Origin of the sequence: Micromonospora sp. FIMYZ51, from assembly GCF_038246755.1 — a bacterium.
Lineage (GTDB): Bacteria > Actinomycetota > Actinomycetes > Mycobacteriales > Micromonosporaceae > Micromonospora.
This window is the reverse complement of record NZ_CP134706.1, coordinates 4903709-4926929: the sequence shown is the minus strand read 5'-3', so window position 1 is coordinate 4926929 and position 23221 is coordinate 4903709. Positions and strand designations below refer to the sequence as shown.

Sequence of the window (23221 nt, the reverse complement as noted above, 5' to 3'; positions counted from 1 at the left end):
GCGGCGAGGTGTAACAGGACACGACGACAATGGCCGCTGTGGTGAAGTACCCCGGCGGCGTCGAAAATGGTCAGGTGATCACCGACGGTACGCCCTCCGCCCCGGCTCCCGACGCCGAGCGCATTCGGCTGGCCCAGGCCGACGCCGGCGAGCAGGACTGGCGCGCATGGGGCCCCTATCTGTCCGAGCGGGCGTGGGGGACGGTACGGGAGGACTACAGCGAACACGGCACGGCGTGGGACTACTTTCCCCACGATCACGCGCGCTCCCGAGCGTACCGGTGGTCCGAGGACGGCATGGCGGGCGTCTGTGACGACCGGCAGACGTTCTGTTTCGCCCTCGCTCTCTGGAACGGCCGTGATCCGATCATCAAGGAGCGGATGTTCGGCCTCGGCGGCGACAGCGGCAACCACGGCGAGGACGTCAAGGAATACTGGTGGTACGAGGACTCCACGCCCACCCACTCGTGGATGCGGTGGCGCTACCACTACCCGCAGACCGCCTTCCCGTACGACGAACTGGTCGCGGTGAACGCGCTGCGCGGCCGGGACGACACCGAGTACGAGCTTGTCGACACCGGCATCTTCGACGATGACCGGTACTGGGCGGTGACCGTCGACTACGCGAAGGCCAGCCCGACGGACCTCTGCGTCGTGGTGACCGTGGCCAACCGGGCCGACCGGCCAGAAACCCTGCACGTGCTGCCGCACCTGTGGTTCCGCAACACCTGGGCGTGGGGGCTGCCCGGCACGGACGACCGGGTGCCGCGGATCGTCGGCGAGGGGGGCCGGCTGGTCGGCGAGCACTGGGTGCTGGGACAGCTCGTGCTCGAAGGCGACGGCGCGCCGACGCCCCTGCTCTGCGACAACGACACCAACGCCGAGCGGCTGTGGGGGCTGCCCAGCCGCACGCCGTACCCGAAGGACGGCATCAACGACCACGTGGTCACCGGCGCGGCGACGGTGAACCCGGAACTGACCGGCACCAAGGCAGCGCTGCACTACGTGCTGGAGGTGCCGGCCGGCGAGCAGCGGCAGATCCGGCTGCGGTTGACCCGTACCGCGCCGCCGCCCGGCGACGGCGACCCGCCACCGGCCGACCTGGGCGCCGGCTTCGACGCCGTGGTCTGGGCCCGGCGGGCCGAGGCGAACCGGTTCTTCGCCGGGGTGATCCCGGCCGAGGCGAGCGCCGACGAGACGCTGATCGCCCGGCAGGCCATCGCCGGGCTGATGTGGGGCAAGCAGTTCTACCACTTCGACGTCAAGCGGTGGCTGGAGGGCGATCCGGGGTCGACGCCGCCGGCCGGGCGCCGGCACGGGCGCAACAGCGCCTGGTGGCACATGACCAGCTTCGACGTGATCTCCATGCCGGACCCGTGGGAATATCCCTGGTACGCCGCCTGGGACCTGGCCTTCCACTGCGTGAGCATCGCCCGGGTCGACCCCGGTTTCGCCAAGGAGCAACTGCTGCTTCTGCTCCGTGAGTGGTACCTGCATCCCAATGGCCAGATCCCGGCGTACGAGTGGGCGTTCGGTGACGTCAACCCGCCGGTGCACGCCTGGGCGGCGTTGAAGGTCTTCGAGATCGACGGCAGCCGGGACCACGACTTCCTGGCCCGGATGATGCACAAGCTGCTGATGAACTTCACCTGGTGGGTCAATCGCAAGGACACCGGCGGCAACAACGTCTTCGAGGGCGGTTTCCTCGGACTGGACAACGTCGGCCCGTTCGACCGGTCGGCGGCACTGCCGGTGGCCGGGGTGCTGGAGCAGTCCGACGGCACCGGCTGGATGGCGATGTACGCGCTCAACCTGCTCGACATCGCCATCGTGCTGGCCGAGCACGACCGCACCTGGGTGGACACCGCGACGAAGTTCTTCGAGCACTTCGCGTACATCGCGGCAGCCGCGTACGACCAGGGGTTGTGGGATGACGAGGACGCGTTCTTCTACGACGTGCTGCGGCTCGCCGACGGCACGAAGGTGCCGTTGAAGGTACGTTCGGTGGTCGGGCTGCTGCCGCTGGCCGCGGTGACCCGGCTGACCGCACGTACCCTGCACCGGCTGCCCGAGCTGGGTGCCCGGCTGCGCTGGTTCCTGACCAACCGTCCCGAGTACGCCTCGGTGGTCGGCGCCCGGCGGCTCGGCCCGGACGGTCGCCAGCAGCGCCTGCTCTCCATGTGCGGGCCGGAGCAGGTGGTGCGGCTGCTGGCCCGGATGCTGGACACCGAGGAGTTCCTCTCCGAGTACGGCCTGCGCACGCTGTCCCGGGCCCACCTGGACAAGCCGTTCGCGGTGACCCTCGGCGGACAGGAGTTCTGCGTCGGCTACGAGCCGGCCGAGTCGACGAGCGGCCTCTTCGGCGGCAACTCCAACTGGCGCGGTCCGATCTGGATGCCGACGAACTTCCTGCTGATCAGCGCGTTGCGTGACTACGCGGCGTTCTTCGGCGACGACCTTCAGGTGGAGTACCCGACCCGGTCCGGGGTGAAGAAGACCCTCGACGAGATCGCCGACGACCTCTCCGCCCGGCTGATCGCGCTGTTCACCCGGGACGACTGGGGCCGCCGGCCGATCTACGGGGCGGCTCAGCTGTTCCAGACCCACCCGGACTGGCGCGACCTGATCGCCTTCCCGGAGTACTTCCACGGCGACAACGGCGCCGGCCTCGGTGCCTGGCACCAGACCGGCTGGAGCGCCCTGGTCGCCGACCTCATCCTCACCCTCCGCCGCTAGCCGCCGTCCACGCGAAACCGCTAGCCGCCGTCCACGCGAAACCGTTCGTGGCTGTCACGCGAAGCTGCTCGCGGCTGTCCAACGCGAGGAGTCGCTCGCGGCTGTCCAACGCGAGGAGTCGTCAATCCGTCGCCGCGTGGTCACGCTGAGTTGCCTGCCGCTAGCATCGGCGGCGTGGTGGGCGCAGACGACCCGGACACCGAGCAGGGCGAGGGCGAACCGGGCACCGAGCGGCATGGGGACAGTCCCGGCAGTGAGCAGGGCAGGGGTGACCCGCGCATCGACCGGGACGGGGACGGGCCGGGCGTCGGCGGGGACGGGGACGGGCCGGGCATCGGCGGGGACGGGGGCGGTCCTGGCATCGGCGGGGACGGGCCGGGCATCGACCGGGACGGGGACGGTCCTGGCATCGGCGGGGACGCCATCGTCGCCACCGCCTGGCGGCTGGCCGAGGCCGAGGGCTGGCCTGCGGTGACCGCTCGCCGGCTGGCCGAGCGGGCCGACGTCGATCTCGGCGAGCTCTATCAGCGTTTCGCCGACCGGGACGCGGTGCTCGCCGCAGTCGCGGTACGCGGCTTCGCCGACCTGGCCGCCGCCCTGACCGCCGCCCGTACGGCGGTCGACCGGCCGCCGGAGATGTGGCCGGCGGTGATGACGGCCTACCTGGACTTCGCGTACGCCAACCCGGAGATCTACGACGCCATGTTCGCGTACACCCCGGATCTGACCCTTGGTGCCGAGCAGGTCCCCGAGACGGTCGCGGCGACCTTCGACGAGCTGCGTGCGGCGCTGGCCCCGTTGGCTGCCGGTCGGGACCCGGACACCCTGACCGAGCTGGGCTGGAGCCTGCTGCACGGCCTGGTCATGCTCACCCGAGGCGGTCGCCTCCGCCCCGAGGCACAAGACCAACGCGAACACCTGTTAACCACAAACCTCTTCCCCCCTCCCTAACCCACCCGCGTCGCGCCCCACCCCACCCCACCCCACCGCGCCGATCTTGCAGTTTCGGTCGCCGGGGTACCCCTTTTGCTGCTATTTGCGGGGGCGGAAAGTGCAAGATCGGCGAGTTGATTGGGCGTGACGGGGGTGTGGTGGTGGGGGTAGGGTCGCGGCACGCCGTCGAGTGGGAAGGAGGTCAGGACGATGTCAAACGTTCTGCGCCCCCTCCGCGGCCCGGCGTCCACGCGGATCTGACCGGGGCGCCGCGTACCCGGAGGATCCGCTCATGACCGATCTGGTCATCCGTCCGCTCGTCGCGGGCGAGGAAGCACTGTTCGACTCGATGCCCGACCCGTTGCCGCAACTGCGGCAGGTGAGCTACGCCGACGGGCTCGCCGGTGGCGGCTACCGCCCCGAGCACACCTGGATCGCGCTGCGCGCCGGCCGGGTGGTCGGCCGGGCCGCCTGGCTGTTGCCGCCCGGATCGGTGGGGGAGCCGTGGCTGGAACGTTTCGACCTGGCCGCCGAGCCGGCGGTGGGTGGCGCGCTGCTGCGCACCGCCCATGCGGCGCTCGGCGGGCCGAAGACGTACTACGCCTCGGCGCCGGCGTACTGGCGACGGCAGCCGCAGGTGCGGGCCACGGTCGAGGCCACGATGGCGGCGGCCCGGTTGGCGGGCCTGGTCGAGGGCGGCGAGCGGCTCCGGTGCTCGTGGACGGGCGGTCCACTGCCGACCTCCGCAGACCGGTCGTCGTCTGGCGCCGCCCCCGCCGCCCGGCCCTCGTCCGATGCGGCCTCCGCCGTCCGGTCGTCGTTGCTGCCGGTCGTCGCCGGTCGGTTCTCGATCCGGCCGGCCGCCGACGCGGCGGAGATCAGATCGTTGGCCGCCCGGATCGCTGAGCCGGAGTTGCTTACCGGTGCGGAGACGGCACGGATGGTCGGTGGGGTGGACCTGGCCCGTGATCCGCTGGCCCGGCTGACCGGGCCGGCGTCGGGTTGGCGGGTGGCGCTCGACGGCAGCGAACCCGTCGGGCTGGCCGCACCGGTCGGTGACGCCTGCTATCCGATGATCGCCTACCTTGGCTTGCTCGACGCGGCGGCCCGCAGTGAACTGCTTGTCGACGCGGTCGCGATTCTGGCCGACGCCGGGGCGTACGAGGTGATCGCCGACGTGGACGCGCACCGGGTGGCCGTGGTGGCGGAACTGGAGCGGACCGGCTTCCGGCGGTTGCGCTCCCGGGTGGTCTTCACGCCGGCCTGAGCCCGCCGACCGGGAGCCCTGCCCTCGATCTTGATCGGCGCTGCTGGTCGGTGCGGTGTTACACCAGGCTGCCGTTTTTGCGCCCTGCCGGTAATCGCCCGGCCCGACCTTCGTCAGCTGACAGGACGGGACCTAGCCTCGTCCTCGGCGCCGCAGCCCGCCGGGGTGGGCCGCGGCGCCGAAGTTCGGTGTGTGGGGCACCGTGGAGCTGAGTGCGAGGCGGGCTGGCACCGTGCTGGGGCTGGTCGACACGCCGCGCCAGCGCTTGGCCTGGCCCGCTGCTCACGCCGGACCGGCGTCAGGGTCGGGCGCACATCCGGCCCTGACCCGAGATCCTGGTATGGGAGCACCCTTCCATACCAGGATCTCGGCTTGGCGAGACCGGTACGCCAGTCGTGCGCCGCAGCTCGCCAGTTCGGTTGCCGGTTTCGCTCAGGTGGTCTCGCCGCGCACGATGGCGACGGCGACCCGGCAGAACTCGTCCATGTCGGGTTCGAAGCCGGCGGCGATGTCGGGGTGCAGGCCGACCCGCGTCTCGTCGAGCAGCCGCTGGCACACCTGCTCCACCGGCTCACCGGCGTAGCTGTCCCGGACCCGGTCGGCGGCTGCCTGGAGGGCGGAGGTCAACTGTTCCTCCAGGGGGCCACGCAGTTTTTCCTGAACCGGATCGCGCGGCTCCAGCGTGACATGTGGCTCCGACATCGGCGCTCCCTTCGTCGGCGGCTGCCGTACCCCACGACGGCCGGCGGTCAAACCGCCTGTGCGACGGCGGTGACACGTACCTGATACGAGAATTCCTCCGCTGGCTCTTCGACGTACGACAGCCGGCGGATCTGCTTGTCGTCGTCGTAGACGGCGACGTCGACCAGAACGCCGAGATGGGCCAGGCCGATGTTGGCGATCCGCTTCTTGTCCTGCAACACCGCGCAGACCCCGCCGAGCAGGGTGCTGGCGTCGGCGGTCCGGTGCCCGGGTGGGCAGCGCAGCGTCACGTCCACCTCGATCGGCCCGGACAGCGGGGTCCAGCCGGTTTGTTGCGCCGCCTCGCAGGCGGCCCGGAGCAGGCCGCGTACTCTCGTCGCCTGCCGGTGCCCGGCGGCGAAGATGGACAATGCCTCGGTCTTGACCGGCGGCAGGCCAGTTACCTCGAACGTCAGGGTGAGAGCGCGGGTGTCCTGCACCACGACGACACCTCCTCATTGGGGACGATCCTGCCCAACCGGTAAGCCGGTGAGGGGCTGTTCCCGCGAGAACCAACCGATCGGGCGGGTCGGGGTCGGCCGGTGGCGTATCGACGGCGACGGCGTACGCGCTGGCGGCGATGCTCCGGTAAACGCTAGTGCACCCTGCGATCACTCGGTAGCACCGGCGCAGACATCTGATGATGCTCAGATGGTGACGACCACCTTCGCCCGGGCGTGTTCACCTTCCAGGTACCGGATGGCCTCGGGCACCTCGGGCAGCGGATAGCTCCGGTCGATGACCGGGGTGAGTCGGCCGGCCTCGACGTGAGCACGGAGCGTGTCGAGGTGTTGCCGGGTGGGTGCCGCGGCGGTGGTGCGGATGCGCTGCCGGACGAAGGGTGCCAGCAGTCGGCCACGGGTGAGCAGCCAGGCCGGTCCGAGCAGGCTGCCACCGCGATACACGCCGCCGCCGGAGAGCACCAGCCTCCCGGTCGGGGCCAGCGCCCGCCGCAGTGCGCTTAGTGAACGGTTGCCGACCAGGTCGAACACGACGTGGTGGCGGTGGCCGGTGCGGGTGAAGTCGGTGCGGGTGTAGTCGACGACGTGGTCGGCGCCGAGGGAGTGCACCAGGTCGACGTTGCGGGTGCTGCACACTGCGGTCACGGTCGCGCCGAGCACCTTGGCCAACTGGACGGCGAGGGTGCCGACGCCGCCGGAGGCACCGTTGATGAGGACGCGTTGGCCCGGCTCGACCTGCCCGGCGTCGCAGAGTCCCATGAGTGCGGTGATGCCGGCCAGCGGCAGGGCGGCGGCCTGCTGAGGCGTCAGGTTCGCCGGCATCGGCGCGACCAGTGCCGAAGCCGGCGACACGCACACGTACTCGGCGAAGGCGCCGTTGGCGTCGCCGAGGTCGCCGAAGACGGCGTCGCCGGGGCGGAACTCCTGGACCTGGGCGCCAACGGCGGTGACCCGGCCGGCGAAGTCGCGGCCGCGGATGCGCGCCCGGGGCGCCGAGCGGCCGAAGGTCAGCCGCGCCATCCGTGGGTCGCCGCGCATGACATGCCAGTCGTACGCGTTGAGCGAGGCCGCCTCGACCTGGACGAGCACCTCGTCGGCGGCGGGCACGGGGGTCTCGACCTCCGCGAGCCGGAGCGTCTCCGCAGGGCCGTACCGGTCCTGGACGATCGCTTTCATTGTTCCTCCCCTCCAGGTGTACGGCGTACACCTGATAGGAAAGAAACTAGGTGTACGCCGTACACCTGTCAAGGCGGTTATGGTTCAACCGCCGCCGACGATCGAGGATGGGAATGTGGCCGAGCAGGCTGGGACGCTGCGCCGGGCGCCGCTGAGCAGGGATCGCGTCCTGCGTGCCGCCGTCGCGCTCGCGGATCAGGCCGGGATCGAGTCACTGAGCATGCGCAACCTCGCCCAGGATCTGGGCGTCGTGCCGATGGCCCTCTACAAGCACGTGGCCAACAAGGACGAACTGCTCGACGGCATGATCGACGTGGTGGTCGGCGAGATCGACCCGCCGATGCCGGAGGTCGACTGGCAGATCGCCGTGCGGGCGCGCATCCTCTCGGCGCGAAAGGTGCTGCTGCGCCACCCCTGGGCGCCGCTGGCGATCGAGTCACGGAACATGGCCACCCCGGCCGTGCTCGCCTACCTCGACTCGACGATCGGGATCCTGCTGGCCGGCGGGTTCACCGTCGACCTCGCCCACCACGTCATGCACGCGCTGGGCAGCCGGGTGCTGGGCTTCAGTCAGGAACTGTTCGACGACGCCCGGCGCGCTGGGCGGACCGGCGCGAGCGAACCGCAGCCGCCGGCACCCCTGCCACCGGAGGTCGCGGCCCGCTTCCCGCACGTCGCGGCGATCGCCCTGGCCGCCTCGCACGACGACGAGTCGGTGGTGGGGCAGGGTTGCGACGACCAGTTCGAGTTCGAGTTCGCGCTGGACCTGCTGCTGGACGGCATCGAACGGCTGCGGCAGCAGGGCTGGACGTCCGCAGCCGGGCACCGGTGACCCGACCACGTCCCTGCTGGACGTCCTCAGCCGGGCACCGGCGACCCGACCACGTCCCTGCTGGACGTCCTCAGCCGGGCACCGGCGACCCGACCACGTCCTTGGCGAGGGAGACCACGCCGTCCGACCCGGCGGGTGACCCAAGCGTGTAGCCCTCGCGCTGGTAGAGGCTGATGTTGTGCAGGCTCTTGGCGCCGGTGAACAGCACGATGCGCCGGCACTGCGGCCCCACGGCGGCCTCAGCGGTACGCAGCAGCCACCGCCCCAGCCCTCGGCCGCGCAGGTCCGGCACCACGGCGAGTCGGCCCAGGTGCAGGTCCGTCCCGACGCGGCGGGTCCGCACCATGCCCAGCAGCCGGCCGTCGAGCCAGAGACCCGTGGCCTGCCAGCTCGCGAGCCACTCGCTCACCTCCTGCGGCGATTCGTGCAGCGCCGGTATCCGGAGGGTGTCGTTGGTCAGGGCCTCCTCGACCCAGCAGCAGCGTTGCAGCACGGTGACCTCTGGCGCGTCGCGTGGGGTCAGTCGCGCCGCCCAGGAGCCGGGCAGCGGGCCGCAGCGGGTCTCGGCCCGCTGGCGTACGCGCATCGGGCGCAGGCAGTGCGCGACCCGGGTCAACTCGTCCAGCAGTGCGACACCGGCCGCGTCCCGGGTGCCGTCCGGCCGGAGCCGACCCTGCTGCACCGACTCGCCGATGCGGATCGCGACCGTGGCGCCCAGCGGGACCATCCGTAGCGTGGTCACCACCTGCTTGGCGTGCTGGACCGCCCGGGTGCCGGCCGACGTGTTGCCGTAGCTGACGAAGCCGACCGGCTTCCAGGCCCACTCGGCACTGAGGTAGTCAAGCGCGTTCTTCAGCGTCGCCGGCATCCCGAAGTTGTATTCCGGGGTGACCACGATGAACCCGTCCGCCGCGTCGACAAGCCCGCTCCACCGCCGGGTGTGCTCATGCCGGTAGACGCCCGACGACGGATGCTCCTCCTCGTCGAGGAAGGGCAGGTCCAACTCGCCGAGGGGCACCGGTACGACCTCGACACCGAGTTTCTCGGCCCGAGGTCCGACCGCCTCGATCAACCACTCGCCGACGGCGGGACCGAGGGCGCCGGGGCGGGTGCTGGCGATCAGGACGAGGACGCGGAGCGGTTTCGTTGACATGGAAACGAAGCCTAGATGGTAGATTGATTACATGTCAACGAAGTCGACGGGCGGCGTACGCTGGCTCACGCCCGACGAGGAACGGGCCTGGCGGGCCTTCCGGCGGGTGATGGTCGCGGTCCAGACCGGCACCGCACGCGACCTGGCCGCGATCGGGCTCTCCGAAGCGGACTACGAGGTGCTGAGCACCCTGTCGGAGCGCCCCGCGCACACCAGCACCCTCGGCGAACAGGCCGACAAGATGGGCTGGTCGCGCAGCCGGCTGTCCCGGCACGCAGCCCGGATGGAAACCCGTGGTCTGCTGCGCCGGGAGCCCGACCCGTCCGACGGCCGAGGCTGCCTGCTCGTGCTGACCAGCGAAGGTCTGGACGCGCTCGCGAACGCCGCACCGGCCCACGTCGAGTCCGTCCGGCGGCACTTCATCGACCGACTCGCCCCGCGAGATCTCGCCGCCGTCGAACAGCTCGCCCGCAGGCTGGCCGAACCCTAGCCGGCCCCGCTCAGTCCTCGGCGGCAGCCACGGCCGGCGCGAACGCGCAGAACTCGTTGCCCTCGGGGTCGGCCAGCACCCACCACCGTGCGGTGTCGGTAGGCTCCCGCAGCAGGGTGGCACCGGCCCTGATCAGCGCGCTCGGCTCGGAACCGGTCAGGTCGACGTCCCAGTGCAGCCGGTTCTTGACGGTCTTGCGCTCCGGCACCGGGTCGAAGACCCAGTAGTCCCACGGGAAGCCGGCCGCGCCGACCACCGAGGCGTACCCCTTCTCGCTGGTGTCGACCTCGCCCCCGAGGACGCCGGCCCACCAGCGGGCCTGGGCCACCGGGTCGGCCGAGTCCACCACCAGCTCGAACGGACCCGGCCGGGTCTCCTCGCCGGGGGCGAAGGCGCAGAACAGGTTGCCCTCCGGGTCGGCCAGCACCCACCAGCTGATCTCCGAGTCCGGCTCCCGGATCAGCCGGGCGCCGGCCGCCAGCAGCACCGCCGGGCTCGCCTCGGCCAGCCGCAGGTCCAGGTGTACGCGGGTCTTGACGGTACGCGGCTCGGGCACCCGGTTGACCCAGATCGACTCGGCACCGGAGCGGCCCGCCGCCGGCTGCACCCGAGTGTCCCCGTCGCCGGTGTCGACAAGCTTCCCGTCCAGGATGCCGGCCCAGAACCCGCCGAGGGCGTGGGCGTCGGCGGCGTCCAGGCAGATGTCCTTGAAGCGCGCGATCATGCGCCGATCATGCCCGCCGCCCCCGACATCCGCATCCGGTCCGCCACCGCGAAGGACCGTGAGTCGCCTCGTCGCGGAGGCGGCTCACGGTCCCGTCGTTCAGGGTCGGCTCACGGTCAGCTGGGCAGGGTTACGGTGTGCCGTCCTTGATCCTGACGAAGAAGGCGTTGGCGGGCAGGTTCGACAATCCTCCTTCGGGGGTGCCACTGGTGAACACGCGATAGCGGGCGTAGAAGGCGCCCAGGTCACGTCCGGCGGCCTGGTTGTGCGCCGTACTCACCATGTGCAGTGAGGCGTTGAGGGACGGGACCCAGACGTCGTTGTCGAGCTTGCCGTCGACGCCGATCGCCTGGAAGGTGGACCGGAACGGATACTCGTCGCACTGCTTGTTCGGATCGTCGCGTCCGGGCAGGTCCTTGCAGTACTTGTCGCGAAGGTTTCTGTTCTTGGAGTTGAACAACACGCCGTCGGGGGCGCGCTCACTGTTGACCCTTCTGGTCAGGGGAGCTTTTTTGCATCGCGAGCCGGGGGGCGCTCCCACACACGCGTCGTAGTTTCCGGGGAAATTCTTGGCGATCGGTCTGCCCTGCTTGTCCACCTTCGGGTCCGTGTCCTGCGGGTTTCGGAAGGCGGACTGGATGTGCCGGGCCACTTCTCCGCGGTGCGGGTCGCCGGTGTACATCGTGTAGACCCGGTCGGCGCCGAGGAACCGGCATCCTCCCGTGTTGCCGGCCCAGCCGAACGTCCCGTTGCTCCTGACGATGGGATAGCTGATGCGCCGACTGTCGCACCTGGCGACGAAGGGCAGATCGCCCGCCCTGGTCGGAGCCCCTTGTTCCGTGGTCAGGTACTGCCACAGGCGGAACGGCGTGGGATCCAGGAAAAGGAAGCTCTTACCGGGGTACAGCTTGGGGCGCAGCGTGCAGTTTCCCCACACCGTTCCCTCGGATCGGAAGACGAAGGCGTCCTCGCCGTTGCGCTTGAAGTCCCCGATGGTCGCGGTCCGGTCCCTTCCCTCGCTCTTTGTGCAGTTGGAGTTGTCGGACCCCTGGGCGCCGACCCGGAGTTGGATCGTGTCGCCGTCGAAGGCGTTCGTGGGTGTGCAGTTGGGACCCACTGTCTGGATCTCGGTGATGCTGGTCCAGAGGCTGATGTCCCGGGCCGTCAGCTTCGGAGTGCTCTCGCCGCCGACCACTGGTGAGCCGTTCTTCGTGCCCAGGTTGGTGTACACGATCACGTTGGCCGTCATCATCACGCCCTGGGACTTCGGGCATCGGCTGGTCGGCAGGCCGGTGATGAGGTCCACCTCCCAGTCACCCCAGCCCAGGATCCTGCTGTAGCAGGCCGAGTAGGGGTGCAGGACGGTCCAGCCGAACCCGTGGTACGGCCGGGGTGAACTCCGACGCGCGTTGTTGCAGTCGGTGCGGCTCATCCGCTGGTAGTCGAAGGGCGTGCCGGTGTTCGGGTCCGACGCGGCGACCGTCGTCGGCGCGGGTAGCTTCCCGACCGACTGCTCGTCGCCGACCCGGAACGTCTGCCAGCCGGACCATTCGCCGGTTGCGCCGGCCACCGTCGGACGTGCCCGCCACCGCATCCACTGGCCCTGCTTGAGCTTGCCGGACGGCATCCGCAGCGCGTGCAGCCCGTCGCGCTTTCCGGTCACCGTCCCCGACCAGGTCAGTTCCTTGCCCGCCGCCCACTTCGCCTTCGGTGACTTGGTCGGCTGCGGAGCCACCTGCACCTGCACCGTCGCCGGACGTTCCTGCGGATCCGTCACCCAGGTGGTGAACGTCGGAGTGGTGCCCTTGCCGGTGGCTGTCGCCAGCTTCGCGATCTCCGGCCCGGTGCTGGTGGCCGCGGTCTGTGGTGCGACCTGGGCGGTGCCGGCCGGGGCGGCGCCGATCGGGGTGTTCATGTCGCTCTGGATCTGAGCGGCGGTCAGCGCACGGTTGTAGATGCGCACCTCGTCGATCAGGCCGCTGAAGTACTCGCCCCAGATCTCGTTGCCGCCGATGGTGACCGCTCCACCGTCGTCGTAGATGCTGCCGGTGGCGGCCACCTCACCGGCCTTGGCACCGTTGACATAGAGGGTGGCCCGGCTCCCGTCGTAGGTGAGCGCCACATTGCTCCACGTGCCCGTCGGCAGCGGTGACGACCCCGAGGGCCCGAAGGGATCCCCGGTGGTGGTGAGCCAGCCCGCGGGCACGCTGCCCTCGGAGGCGTACAGGCCGTACGAGGCGCCGTATCCGGACGCCATGTTCTTCAGCACCACCGTGCGCCAGCCGTCCAGGTCATCGGGTTTGACCCAGGCCGAGAGGGTAAGCGCTCCGGTGAGTCGGAGCGAGGACGTGTGGCTGACGTCGACAAGACTGCTGCTGCCGTTGAACGACAGCGCCTTACCGTACTTGCCATTCGTGGCCCAGGTCGTGTCCGCGGCGGCGCCGGCGTTGTTCCGCCCGGAGGAGTCCGACACCGTGGTGCCGGCACCCTCGTTCATGCCGTACGCCGCGACCAGTCCGGGCACCTGCGTCGGCGGGCCTGTGGGCGTCGGTGACGGAGTCGGGGTGGGGGTGGGAGTCGGGGTGGGGTCGGAAGCGCCGACGGGAGTGTTCATGTCGGCTTGGATCGAAGCCGCGTCGAGGGCGCGGTTGTAGATGCGTACCTCGTCGATCAGGCCGCTGAAGTACTCGCCCCAGACCTCGTTGCCGCCGATGGTGACCGCCCCACCATCGACGTCGAGCGCCCCGGTGAGCGACGTCTGAGCGACCCGGGTCCCGTTGACGTAGAGCCGAGCGGTGCTGCCGTCGTAGGTGACCGCCAGGTGACTCCAGGCATTGGTGGGCAGTGGCGTCGAGCCGTTCACCTGATATGACTGGCCGCCGCTTTCCAGCCAGCCCGAGGGCGCGGTTCCGTTGGCGGCGTACAGCATGTAGGACGCCCCCTGCCCTTGGGTGAGTCCCTTGCCGACGACGGTCCGCCAACTCGTGACGGTGCTGGGTCGCACCCATGCGGACATGGTCAGCGTGCGGCTGAGCCGCAGGGAAGGAGCGTCGGCGACGGTGACCCGGCTGCTGGTGCCGTTGAACGACAATGCCTTGCCGTACCTGCCGTTGGTGGCCCAGGTCGTGCCGGCGGCCGTTCCGGTGTTGTGCTGGCCGGAGGAGTCGGCCACGCCTGTCCCGGCGCCCTCGTTCATGCCGTAGGCGGCCACCAGCCCGGTGGGTGGTCGTACGCCGGTGGTGAACGACCAGGTGTGCGCCGCGACCATGGTGTTGTCCGCCGCATCCTTGGCCCCGGACACCTCGGCGGTGTACGCGGTGGTGTCGGCCAGCGGCACGGCGGGGGTGAACGTGAGCACCCGCTGGGTGGCGTCCATGGCCGACGTTCCGGCAACCACCGCATCGGCAGGGCCCTTGAGCGTGAACCGGGCGTCGGTGACCGGCTCGCTGAACGTCACCGTTACCGGGGTGGTGACGGGCACGTTCGTCGCCTGGGCCGCCGGGGTGTTCGCGGAGACGACCGGTGGCGTGGTGTCGTTCTCGGTGGTGAAGCGCCAGGAATGCGGGACCATCTCGTTGCCGTCCGCGTCGTAGGCCTCGCTCACCTCCGCGCTCTGGACGGTCCCGGACTTCAGGGGCTGGGTAGGGGCGAAGGTGGCCACCGTGTTTGTGGCGTCCATGGCCGTCGTTCCCGGGACCGCGGCCCCGGCGATGTCCTTGATGGTGACCTGTGGTTCCCAGACGGGTTCGCTGAAGGTCACGGTGACGGTGGCGCCTACCGGGACGTCGACGCTGTCGGCAGCGGGCCGCACCTCGACGACCGTTGGTGGCGTCTCGTCGCTGGGCAGGCTACCGGCCGGCGCTTCGTCGGGATCCATGGTGGCCGGGTCGACCTCGACGTCGCTCGGTGATGGTTGTAGCTGGTCGGAGGTGATCTCGTTGGCTACACCCTGGCCCAATTGCTCGATCGCGTCGGCTTCCTGGGTCGTCAGCGACCAGTTGGCGGCGTCGTCCAGGGGCTCGGCTGCCAGCGCCTTGGCCTGCTGGTAGGTGGGAAACTCGGTCAGCTCGTCCGCCTCGAATTTCACCCATTGGGTCTCGGTGGGCGGCGGGGTGTACTCGACCATGAGGGTGGGTGGGTGGCGGTAGCCCGGGTACGGGTTGCCGCTGTATTCGCTGGCGTAGTACTGACGCCAGTTGATCGCTGCGGTCTCGCTCGCGGCTCGCAGCACCAGCCCGTGGTTGGGCACGTCCTGTTCGATCCAGGCGCGGGCCATGCCGGTGACCCGATGCCAGAGCTGTTCGTCCTTGGCGCACCAGGTGCCGGTGGCGTCGTAGTTGTAGCCGGCCCGGTTCAGCCCCTCGGTGCTGCCGGCGGTGGAGGGCTGGTTGTACCAGCTCAGGCCGGAGGAACTCCACGAGGAGGAGACACGGGCGGCGACAATGCCCGCGCCCAGCGGATCCCCGCACAGGGCACCGTTGGGGCCGCCGGACTTGTAGTTCCACATGATCAGGTCGGCCTTGACGACCGTCGCCCCCTTCAGTTCCGGGGCCGCGGTGTTGAACTTGAGGTACACCCGCGCGATGTCCGCGCTGGTCTGGGTGGTGCCCGCCCGTAGCCAGCCGTCGGCCGCGTGGTTGTTGTAGGGGTCGTTCTTGCTGACCCAGGCGTCGTCCGGAACTCCGCCGCCGAACCATTCCGAGGCGGCGGCGATCGTCACCGGATAGGTCACCGCCGGGTCGGCCAGGAACTTCGGATCCGGCGTGAAGACCAGCTCCGACTTTGCTCCGGAGGTTTCCACCCGCGTGGTGACCGGGGCGCTCCTGCCTGCCTCGGCGGAGGCTTCCGCCTTGGCGTCCACCGCGGTCAGTACGACCGGCGCGGCCTTCGCCCTACCCTTGGCGTCCTTGAGCTGCGGCAGCCCGCCGGACGTCTTGCCGAAGGTGGCGCCCTTGGGCAGCGTGAGCGGCAGCCGCACCGTCACCGGGCCGGTCGGCTTGCGCCGGATGACGACCCGGGAGACGAAGCCGTCGGCCTGGGACTGCACCACCAGGTCCGCACCGGCCGCCACGGCGTCGGGGTAGGTGATCGTGCTGCCGGAGATCTTCGGCTCCGGCAGCGCCCGCCGGACCTTGAGCCCAGCGGTGCCCTGCGGCCCGGCCGCCGAGACCAGCTGCTTGCTGCCGCGACCGCCGAAGGTCAGCGGCGTCTTCGTGCGTACCGTCCGCAGCTCGCCGTCGCGGGCGACGATGCTGGTGTCGATGGGTTCCCAGACTCCGCTGTCCGGGTTTCTGAGCTGGATGGGCCGGGTGTGCAACTGGGCCCGCAGGTGCTTGCCGTCGGGTTCGGCCCAGACCTTCATGGTCTCGGTGAAGCGGTCGGGAACCTCGACGGGCGCACCCGCCTTGGCCGCCTTGGCCCAGGCGGCGCCGAGTCCGGAGTTGGTTCTCTGGTCAGCTGACGTGGGGTCGGGCGGCGCGGCACCCGCGGGTACTGTCGCCAGCGTGACGGCCAGTGTCACCGTCAGCGCCATCGCGCACCCGAACATGGGAATTTTCAGCATGCGTCCAGCGTCGATTCAGCCGCTGGAACATACCTTGTGTGAATCTCGAATCCACTGGTCAGCCAGGTTCGACGGCAGCAATGCGGGTCGAGATCGGGCGCTCAGCGGCGCCCGCGCTTGATCTCGTGGAAGGCGGACAGGCGCATCAGCGGCACGATGCTGTCCCAGATCGTCAGCGCGTCGCCGATCTCGGGTACCTCGGTCAGGATCGGCCCGTGCAGGCCCCGCTCGGCGTCGGGAACCATCAGCACCGGGGAGCCGATGTCCGGCCCGGCCGAGCCGAAGGCCAGCGCGTGTGAGGCGTGCACGGCGGCATCCCAACCCTCGTCGTCCAGGGCGGTCGCCATGGTGTCGAGCCCGGCCGCCTCGACGGCTGCGGACACCAGCTTGTCGCTCGGCGGATTGCCGGCGTCGTGCGTACGGGCACCCAACTCGGCGTAGAACCGCCCGGCGTCGGCGTGGCGGCCCTCGGCGCGCAACGCCTCGACCAGGCGCAGCGTCCGCCCCGAGGCGGTCATCGCCTCGGCGTACTCCGGTGGCACGTCACCGCCGTTGAGGATGGCCAGGCTGAACGCCCGCCACTCGATGCGCAGGTCGCGCGGATCGGCGACGGCCACCAGCCAGCGGGAGGTCCGCCAGGTCCAGGGGCAGATCGGGTCGAAGAAGAAGGTGACGTCCACCGCCCGAGGTTAACGCCGACGGCGACGCTCGGCAGCGCGGAGCGTGACGCGAATTGCATGTTTAAGTCGTCTCATTCTGGTGAGGTTTCGCGACTTCGCAGCTCGGGCAGTGTTGCAGCCACGAAACGTGACGGGCGGGAAACCAGCAGGTGGCCGCCTTGACCGTCGCGCCGTGCGCCGGGGCACGGAGACCTTCCCCGGGTGGTTGCCGAAGTGCGAGGGGAGGGGTCATGAGCGAGCGTGGCGAGCGACACATCCGGCTCAGCGTGCGGGTGCCTCATGGCGGTGCGGAGCGCAGCGGGGGGTCGACATGAGTGGGCGTGACCAGGGCCGGCCCCGGCGGCGAGCCCGGGTACGGGTGGCCGCGACCGCCGCGGCACTGACATTTGTGGCGCCGATGGCCGCCTGTTCCACCGGCGGCGGCGACGGCGGCGTACCCACGATCAACCTGTACTACCCGCCGGAGCAGAACCTCCAGCAGGTGGTCGACAGGTGCAACACCGAGGCCGACGGGCGGTACCGCATCGTCAACCGGGTGCTGCCGCGCGAGGCCGACGAGCAGCGGGTGCAGCTGGTGCGGCGGCTCGCGGCCGAGGACGACGGCATGGACGTGCTCGGTCTGGACGTGACCTGGACCCAGGAGTTCGCCGGTGCGAACTGGATTCTGGAGTGGACCGGCGAGCACCGGTCCGACGTGGAGCAGGGCACCCTCGAAGGCCCGCTGGACACCGCCCGGTACGAGGACAAGCTCTACGGGGCGCCCAAGCACACAAACGTCCAGCTGCTCTGGTACCGCACCGACCTGGTCCCCGAGCCGCCGGCCACCTGGGACGAGATGATCTCGATCGCCCAGGACCTCAAGGGGCAGGGCCAGCCGTACCAGGTACTCGCCACGGGCGCCCAGTACGAGGGCCTGGTGGTGCTCTACAACAGCCTGGTCGCCAGCGCCGGCGGCAACATCCTCAGCCCGGACGGCACCGAGTCGGTGCTGGACGAGGGGGCGGTGCGGGCGCTTGAGGTGCTGGCGAACTTTGCCACGTCGGGCGTGACGTCGCCGTCGTTCAGCAACGCCACCGAGGACCCGATGCGGCTGGAGTTCCAGGCCGGAAACGGCGCCTTCCAGATCAACTGGCCCTTCGTCTATCCGGCGATGCAGGAGGCCAACCCGGACCTGGCGGAGCGGGTCCGGTGGGCGCGGGTGCCGGGCGTCGACGCGGACACCCCCAGCCGGATGACCATCGGCGGGATCAACCTCGCGGTCAGCCGGTTCTCCCCGCACCCCGAGGAGTCGTTCGCGGCGGCCAAGTGCCTGCGCAGCGCGGAGAACCAGAAGTTCTCCGCGATCAACGACGGAGTTCCGCCGACCATCGAGAGCGTCTTCGACGACCCGGAGATGGACGAGGCGTACCCGATGAAGGAGACCATCCTGGAGCAGCTGCGGGAGCCGGCGGTGCGGCCGTTGACCCCGGCGTACCAGAGCATCTCCACAGTCATGTCGGCGATCCTGTCGCCGCCGTCGGCGATCGACCCGCAGGCCACCGCCGACGAGCTGCGCGACGCCATCGCCGACGCCCTGGAGTCGAGGGGGGTCCTGCCGTGAGCGAGCCGATCCACCGGGAGGTGAGGGCATGAGCATCAACGCCACCCCGGCCGGTGCCGACGTGGCCGCCGACGAGGCCGACCCCCGTACCGGGGGGCAGCACGCCGCCGTGCCCGCCCAGCGGGCCAACCGACGCCGCCGGGCCCCGTTGAGCGAGAACAAGCGGGCCGAGCGCAAACTGGGCTGGCTGCTCTGCGCACCGGCCGCGCTGGTCATGGTCGCGGTGACCGGCTATCCGATCCTGTACTCGGTGTGGCTGTCGTTGCAGCGCTTCGACCTGCGCTTTCCGGACGAACGCGAGTTCGTCGGCCTGGACAACTACGTCACCGTGCTGACCAACGACTTCTGGTGGACGGCGTTCGGCGTCACCATGCTGATCACGGTGGTCACCGTCGCCGTCGAGCTGGTGCTCGGCATGGGGCTGGCGCTGATCATGCACCGTACGCTTGTCGGCCGGGGGATCGTCCGCACCGCGGCGCTGATCCCGTACGGCATCGTCACGGTCGTCGCCGCGTTCTCCTGGCGGTACGCGTGGACACCGGGCACCGGATACCTGGCCAACCTCTTCTCCGACGGCGCGCCGCTGACCGAGCGGGCCAGTTCCCTGGCGATCATCATGCTCGCGGAGATCTGGAAGACCACCCCGTTCATGGCGCTGCTGTTGATGGCGGGCCTGGCGCTGGTGCCGGAGGACCTGCTCAAGGCGGCCTCCACCGACGGGGCCACCGCGTGGCAGCGGTTCACCAAGGTGATGTTGCCGGTGATGAAGCCGGCGATCCTGGTCGCCCTGCTGTTCCGCACCCTGGACGCGTTCCGGGTCTTCGACAACATCTACGTGCTGACCAACGGGGCCAACGAGACCTCGTCGGTGTCGATGATCGCCTACAACAACCTGATCCGCGGGCTGAACCTCGGCATCGGCTCCACCATGTCGGTGCTGATCTTCATCACCGTGGCGATCATCGCGTTCATCTTCGTGAAGCTGTTCGGTACCGCTGCCCCCGGCAGCGACGACGGGGAGAGGCGCTGAGATGGCCGACACCACCCGAGCCAAGCTCCAGTGGGGCGTAATGAACACCATCGTGGTCGTCTTCGCGCTGATCCCGGTGTTGTGGATCATGTCGCTGTCGTTCAAGACACCGGCCACCCTCACCGACGGCAACTTCATCCCACGCGAGTGGACGCTGGAGAACTACCGAAACATCTTCAACACCGACCAGTTCGTCCGGGCGCTGATCAACTCCATCGGCATCGCGCTGATCGCCACCACGATCGCCGTCGTGCTCGGCACCATGGCCGCGTACGCGATCGCCCGGCTGGACTTCCCCGGCAAGCGGCTGCTCGTCGGCGTCGCCCTGCTGATCGCGATGTTCCCGCAGGTCTCGCTGGTCTCGCCGCTGTTCGAGATCGAGCGGCAGTTGGGACTCTTCGACACCTGGCCGGGGTTGATCCTGCCGTACATCACCTTCGCGCTGCCGCTGGCGATCTACACGCTGTCGGCGTTCTTCAAGCAGGTCCCCTGGGACCTGGAGAAGGCCGCGAAGATGGACGGTGCCACCCAGGGGCAGGCGTTCCGCCGGGTGATCGCCCCGTTGGCCGCACCTGGCGTGTTCACCACGGCGATCCTGGTCTTCATCTTCTGCTGGAACGACTTCCTCTTCGCCATCTCGCTGACCTCCACCGAGCGGTCCCGCACGGTGCCGGTGGCGCTGTCGTTCTTCACCGGCGAATCGCAGTTCGAGGACCCCACCGGGGCGATCTGTGCCGCCGCCGTGGTGATCACGGTACCGATCATCCTGTTCGTCCTCTTCTTCCAGCGCCGCATCGTCTCCGGCCTGACCTCCGGCGCCGTCAAGGGATAGGTGAGTACTCGTGGCTGACATCGTGCTCGACAAGGTGAGCAAGAAGTTCCCGGACGGCACCACTGCGGTGCGGGACGTCGACCTGGAAATCGCCGACGGCGAGTTCGTGATCCTGGTCGGCCCCTCCGGCTGCGGCAAGTCCACCACGCTCAACATGATCGCCGGGCTGGAGGACATCAGCTCCGGTGAGCTGCGCATCGACGGGGAACGGGTAAACGACAAGGCGCCACGCGAGCGGGACATCGCGATGGTCTTCCAGTCGTACGCGCTGTACCCGAACATGACCGTGCGGGAGAACATGGCCTTCCCGCTCCGGCTGGCCAAGCTGGACAAGGAGACCATCAACCAGAAGGTCGAGGAGGCGGCCAAGGTCCTGGAGCTGACGCCGCTGCTGGACCGCAGGCCGGCCAACCTCTCCGGCGGCCAGCGGCAGCGGGTGGCGATGGGCCGGGCGATCGTCCGCAAGCCCAAGGCGTTCCTGATGGACGAGCCGCTGTCCAACCTGGACGCCAAGCTGCGGGTGCAGATGCGTACCGTGGTCTCCCGGTTGCAGAAGCAGCTCGGCACCACCACCGTCTACGTCACCCACGACCAGACCGAGGCGATGACCCTCGGCGACCGCGTGGTGATCATGCGGGGCGGGGCGGTGCAGCAGGTCGGCCCGCCGCAGGAGCTGTACGACCACCCGCGCAACCTCTTCGTCGCCGGGTTCATCGGCTCGCCGTCGATGAACTTCCTGACCGCCACCGTCGAAGAGGGCAAACTGCGTACCGCCCTCGGCGACGTGCCGATCGGCGACCGGATCCGCCGCGAGTTGGACAGTGCGGATGCGCCCCGCGAGCTGATCCTCGGCGTCCGCCCCGAGCACTTCGAGGACGCCGAACTGATCGACGACGAGACCCGCCGCCGGGGCATGGAGTTCGAGGCACCGGTGGACATCGTGGAGTCGATGGGCTCGGACAAGTACGTCTACTTCACCGTCGAGGGGGAGCGGGCCACCGCCGCCGAGTTGGAGGAGCTGGCCGCCGACGCCGGGGCCGCCGACTTCACCGGCGCCGGTACCAACCTGGTCACCCGCCTGTCCGCGGAGTCGACCGTCAGCGAGGGCCAGAACCACCGGGTCTGGTTCAACCTGGAGAAAATCCACCTGTTCAACCCCTCCGACGGCCGCAACCTCACCCTCCACGAAGGCCGCGCCGCCGGCGCCTTGATGTAAGGAAGGGCACCTTATTAACGCCTGGTGTAGAGGAAGGGCCCCCTTTTAACAGTTCAATCGTCTCGTGCCCGCGACACAGGAGCGTCGCGGGCACGAGACGGTCGGCTACCGGTCCGGGACCCAGGCCATGAAGCGCCGGTGCAGGTCGGTCGGCGGCTCGCCGTCGTGCACATCGGCGAGCTGCGCGGCAGCCTCCTCCCAGAGCGCCGCGAGGTAGACCAGCAGGCCGGGCCTGTTGCCCCGATACTCCGCGAGCAGGCGCAGCTTCGCCGACGAGCACGGCCAGGCACTCCCACACGCCGCGCAGCGCCAGCTGGGCCGGGAAGCCACATGCCCGTCCGGCCCAGGGCTCATCCGCCCACGGGTACGCCGCCGGAGCGGCGCGGGGAGCGCCGTGCGGCGTACCGGAGCGGCGGTACGTTCACCGGGCGCAGACCCTCCGGCATCACGCACAACTGCCGCCTCCTGCCCCTGCCCCTCAGGCGTGCGGTCACCGGACATGGCTGTGGTTGAACCGGCCGGACCAGCGGGACTGTGGCGCGGCGTTCGCGGGCTTTTGCCGGGGCACCGGAGCCTCCTCGAGTCGACACAGGCTGTGGGAGGGGGCCGCCCCGGAGGTGCTCGCCTTTCTGGGGCGGCCCCCGACAGCAGGACCGGCGGGCCTCGGCTGCCTCCACCGGCACTGCCGTCTGACAAATACCTTGCCGAGGGTTGCCAATCAAACACACCCCGTAACAGGATGGGTGGCGAGTATCTGGGACGTCCTGAAGGGGCAGAGGATGAACCACCTGGTAATCGAGGCCATGACCGAGGCTGGTTTGACCGCCGACGCGCTCGCCGCCGAAACGGGCGTCGATCCGAAGACCGCCGCCCGTTGGGCAAACCCGGGACGCATCCCCCAGACGCGGCACCGTGCCCAGGTCGCCCGACTGCTCGGGCGCGAGATCACCGAGTTGTGGCCGGACGTCCTGAAACGACGTGAGCCGGTCTGGTTTCGGCCCTGGGCCGCCCATGAACGTGAGGCGGTCTCGCTGCGCTGGTTCGAGCTGGCCTGGGTGCCGGGCCTACTTCAGACCGAGGCCTACGCACGGGCCACCCTCGCCGGTGAAGATCTCACCCCGGGCGAGGTCGACGACCTGGTGGCCGGTCGCCTTGCCCGACAGGCCATTCTGCACCGCGACCGCCCACCGCTGCTGGTCGCGATAGTGGATGAGCTGGCGCTCCGCCGGACGGCCGGGAGCGACCGGGCGATGATGCGCGAACAGTGCGAGCACCTGGTGGCTTGCGCCGCGATGCCGTCCGTGCAACTGCACATCGTGCCGGCCAGTGCCGGCATGCATCCCGGCTACGGCGGAGCGTTCATTCTGGCGGGCCTGCCGGACGGCAGCCGGATCGCGCACATCGACGGTCAGGGGCAGGCGCAGATCGTGGAGCAGCGCGCCGAACTCGCTACCCTGGAACGCAGATGGGCGCGGATATCCGGGGAAGCCCTACCGCGAGCCCAGTCCCTGGCACTCCTCACAGAGGCGGCAGCAGCATGGACATGACCGGCGCGCAGTGGCGCAAGAGCAGTAAGAGCGGCAACAACGGCGGTGCCTGCGTCGAGGTCGCCGACAATCTTTCGGGTGTTGTCCTGGTTCGGGACACGAAGGACCGCGATGGTGGGACCCTTGCCTTCGCTCCGGCGGCGTGGCGTAGCTTCGTCGAGCTGACCAAGGCCGGCGGCGCGACCACCTGACCGAACGCTCGTCCGCGCGATCACTTGACCGAACGTCCGTCCGCAGAAGC

Annotated in this window: 19 protein-coding genes; 11 read left to right on the top strand and 8 right to left on the bottom strand. The window is 69.9% G+C overall.

The window, feature by feature from the left end; all coding sequences use genetic code 11:
• Positions 1 to 29 precede the first annotated feature (29 nt).
• From QQG74_RS22005 to QQG74_RS21995, 3 genes are all read left to right on the top strand, one after another.
• A complete protein-coding gene (locus QQG74_RS22005; protein ID WP_341716646.1) occupies positions 30 to 2735 on the top strand; it encodes a glucosidase in 2706 nt (901 codons plus the stop codon).
• A gap of 174 nt (positions 2736 to 2909) precedes the next feature.
• Entirely contained in the window at positions 2910 to 3686 is a 777-nt protein-coding gene (locus QQG74_RS22000; protein ID WP_341716645.1) for a TetR/AcrR family transcriptional regulator, read from the top strand.
• Positions 3687 to 3960: 274 nt separating this feature from the next.
• Complete coding sequence (locus QQG74_RS21995) at positions 3961 to 4935, top strand: acetyltransferase (protein ID WP_341716644.1); 975 nt, start codon at positions 3961 to 3963, stop codon at positions 4933 to 4935.
• 432 nt (positions 4936 to 5367) lie between these two features.
• Here the strand turns inward: QQG74_RS21995 and QQG74_RS21990 are convergent, their stop codons facing one another.
• The 3 genes from QQG74_RS21990 to QQG74_RS21980 form a co-directional block, all read right to left on the bottom strand.
• Positions 5368 to 5637, bottom strand: coding sequence for a hypothetical protein (locus QQG74_RS21990; RefSeq protein ID WP_341716643.1), 270 nt, complete (start codon positions 5635 to 5637; stop codon positions 5368 to 5370).
• A gap of 47 nt (positions 5638 to 5684) precedes the next feature.
• The gene (locus tag QQG74_RS21985) at positions 5685 to 6116 is read right to left on the bottom strand and encodes a hypothetical protein (protein ID WP_341721312.1); all 432 of its coding nucleotides are present in this window, start codon (positions 6114 to 6116) and stop codon (positions 5685 to 5687) included.
• Between the two features lie 207 nt (positions 6117 to 6323).
• Entirely contained in the window at positions 6324 to 7313 is a 990-nt protein-coding gene (locus tag QQG74_RS21980) for an NAD(P)-dependent alcohol dehydrogenase (protein WP_341716642.1), read from the bottom strand.
• Between the two features lie 115 nt (positions 7314 to 7428).
• On the opposite strand from QQG74_RS21980, the gene QQG74_RS21975 reads away from it, so the two are divergent.
• Complete coding sequence (locus QQG74_RS21975; RefSeq protein WP_341716641.1) at positions 7429 to 8145, top strand: TetR/AcrR family transcriptional regulator C-terminal domain-containing protein; 717 nt, start codon at positions 7429 to 7431, stop codon at positions 8143 to 8145.
• Between the two features lie 70 nt (positions 8146 to 8215).
• Here the strand turns inward: QQG74_RS21975 and QQG74_RS21970 are convergent, their stop codons facing one another.
• Positions 8216 to 9298 (bottom strand): bifunctional NAD(P)H-dependent oxidoreductase/GNAT family N-acetyltransferase, encoded by a 1083-nt coding sequence (locus QQG74_RS21970; protein WP_341716640.1) that lies wholly within the window; start codon positions 9296 to 9298, stop codon positions 8216 to 8218.
• Positions 9299 to 9329: 31 nt separating this feature from the next.
• Here QQG74_RS21970 and QQG74_RS21965 point away from each other — a divergent pair, with 31 nt between their 5' ends.
• Complete coding sequence (locus QQG74_RS21965; protein WP_341716639.1) at positions 9330 to 9788, top strand: MarR family transcriptional regulator; 459 nt, start codon at positions 9330 to 9332, stop codon at positions 9786 to 9788.
• 10 nt (positions 9789 to 9798) lie between these two features.
• On the opposite strand, the gene QQG74_RS21960 is transcribed toward QQG74_RS21965, so the two are convergent.
• From QQG74_RS21960 to QQG74_RS21950, 3 genes are all read right to left on the bottom strand, one after another.
• Positions 9799 to 10512: a VOC family protein gene (locus QQG74_RS21960; protein WP_341716638.1), complete on the bottom strand. Its 714-nt coding sequence runs from the start codon at positions 10510 to 10512 to the stop codon at positions 9799 to 9801.
• Between the two features lie 130 nt (positions 10513 to 10642).
• Entirely contained in the window at positions 10643 to 16075 is a 5433-nt protein-coding gene (locus QQG74_RS21955) for a LamG-like jellyroll fold domain-containing protein (protein WP_341716637.1), read from the bottom strand.
• A gap of 101 nt (positions 16076 to 16176) precedes the next feature.
• On the bottom strand, positions 16177 to 16755 hold the full coding sequence (locus QQG74_RS21950; RefSeq protein WP_341716636.1) for a DsbA family protein: 579 nt from the start codon (positions 16753 to 16755) through the stop codon (positions 16177 to 16179).
• 310 nt (positions 16756 to 17065) lie between these two features.
• Here QQG74_RS21950 and QQG74_RS21945 point away from each other — a divergent pair, with 310 nt between their 5' ends.
• Genes QQG74_RS21945 through ugpC form a run of 4 tightly spaced genes read left to right on the top strand, consistent with a single transcriptional unit; the run spans position 17066 to position 21433 of the window.
• On the top strand, positions 17066 to 18355 hold the full coding sequence (locus QQG74_RS21945) for an ABC transporter substrate-binding protein (protein WP_341716635.1): 1290 nt from the start codon (positions 17066 to 17068) through the stop codon (positions 18353 to 18355).
• A 28-nt stretch (positions 18356 to 18383) separates the two neighbouring features.
• Positions 18384 to 19385 (top strand): sugar ABC transporter permease, encoded by a 1002-nt coding sequence (locus QQG74_RS21940; RefSeq protein WP_341716634.1) that lies wholly within the window; start codon positions 18384 to 18386, stop codon positions 19383 to 19385.
• Between the two features lies 1 nt (position 19386).
• Positions 19387 to 20217, top strand: a complete 831-nt coding sequence (locus QQG74_RS21935) for a carbohydrate ABC transporter permease (protein ID WP_341716633.1) — start codon at positions 19387 to 19389, stop codon at positions 20215 to 20217.
• A gap of 10 nt (positions 20218 to 20227) precedes the next feature.
• Positions 20228 to 21433 (top strand): sn-glycerol-3-phosphate ABC transporter ATP-binding protein UgpC, encoded by a 1206-nt coding sequence (gene ugpC / locus QQG74_RS21930; protein ID WP_341716632.1) that lies wholly within the window; start codon positions 20228 to 20230, stop codon positions 21431 to 21433.
• A gap of 105 nt (positions 21434 to 21538) precedes the next feature.
• On the opposite strand, the gene QQG74_RS21925 is transcribed toward ugpC, so the two are convergent.
• The gene (locus QQG74_RS21925) at positions 21539 to 21787 is read right to left on the bottom strand and encodes a flavin reductase (protein ID WP_341716631.1); all 249 of its coding nucleotides are present in this window, start codon (positions 21785 to 21787) and stop codon (positions 21539 to 21541) included.
• A 425-nt stretch (positions 21788 to 22212) separates the two neighbouring features.
• Here QQG74_RS21925 and QQG74_RS21920 point away from each other — a divergent pair, with 425 nt between their 5' ends.
• Together QQG74_RS21920 and QQG74_RS21915 are read left to right on the top strand one after the other, a co-directional pair.
• Entirely contained in the window at positions 22213 to 22980 is a 768-nt protein-coding gene (locus QQG74_RS21920) for a Scr1 family TA system antitoxin-like transcriptional regulator (RefSeq protein WP_341721311.1), read from the top strand.
• Positions 22971 to 23171 (top strand): DUF397 domain-containing protein, encoded by a 201-nt coding sequence (locus QQG74_RS21915; RefSeq protein ID WP_341716630.1) that lies wholly within the window; start codon positions 22971 to 22973, stop codon positions 23169 to 23171. Before QQG74_RS21920 ends, QQG74_RS21915 begins: the two co-directional genes overlap by 10 nt.
• The last annotated feature ends 50 nt before the right edge of the window (positions 23172 to 23221 follow it).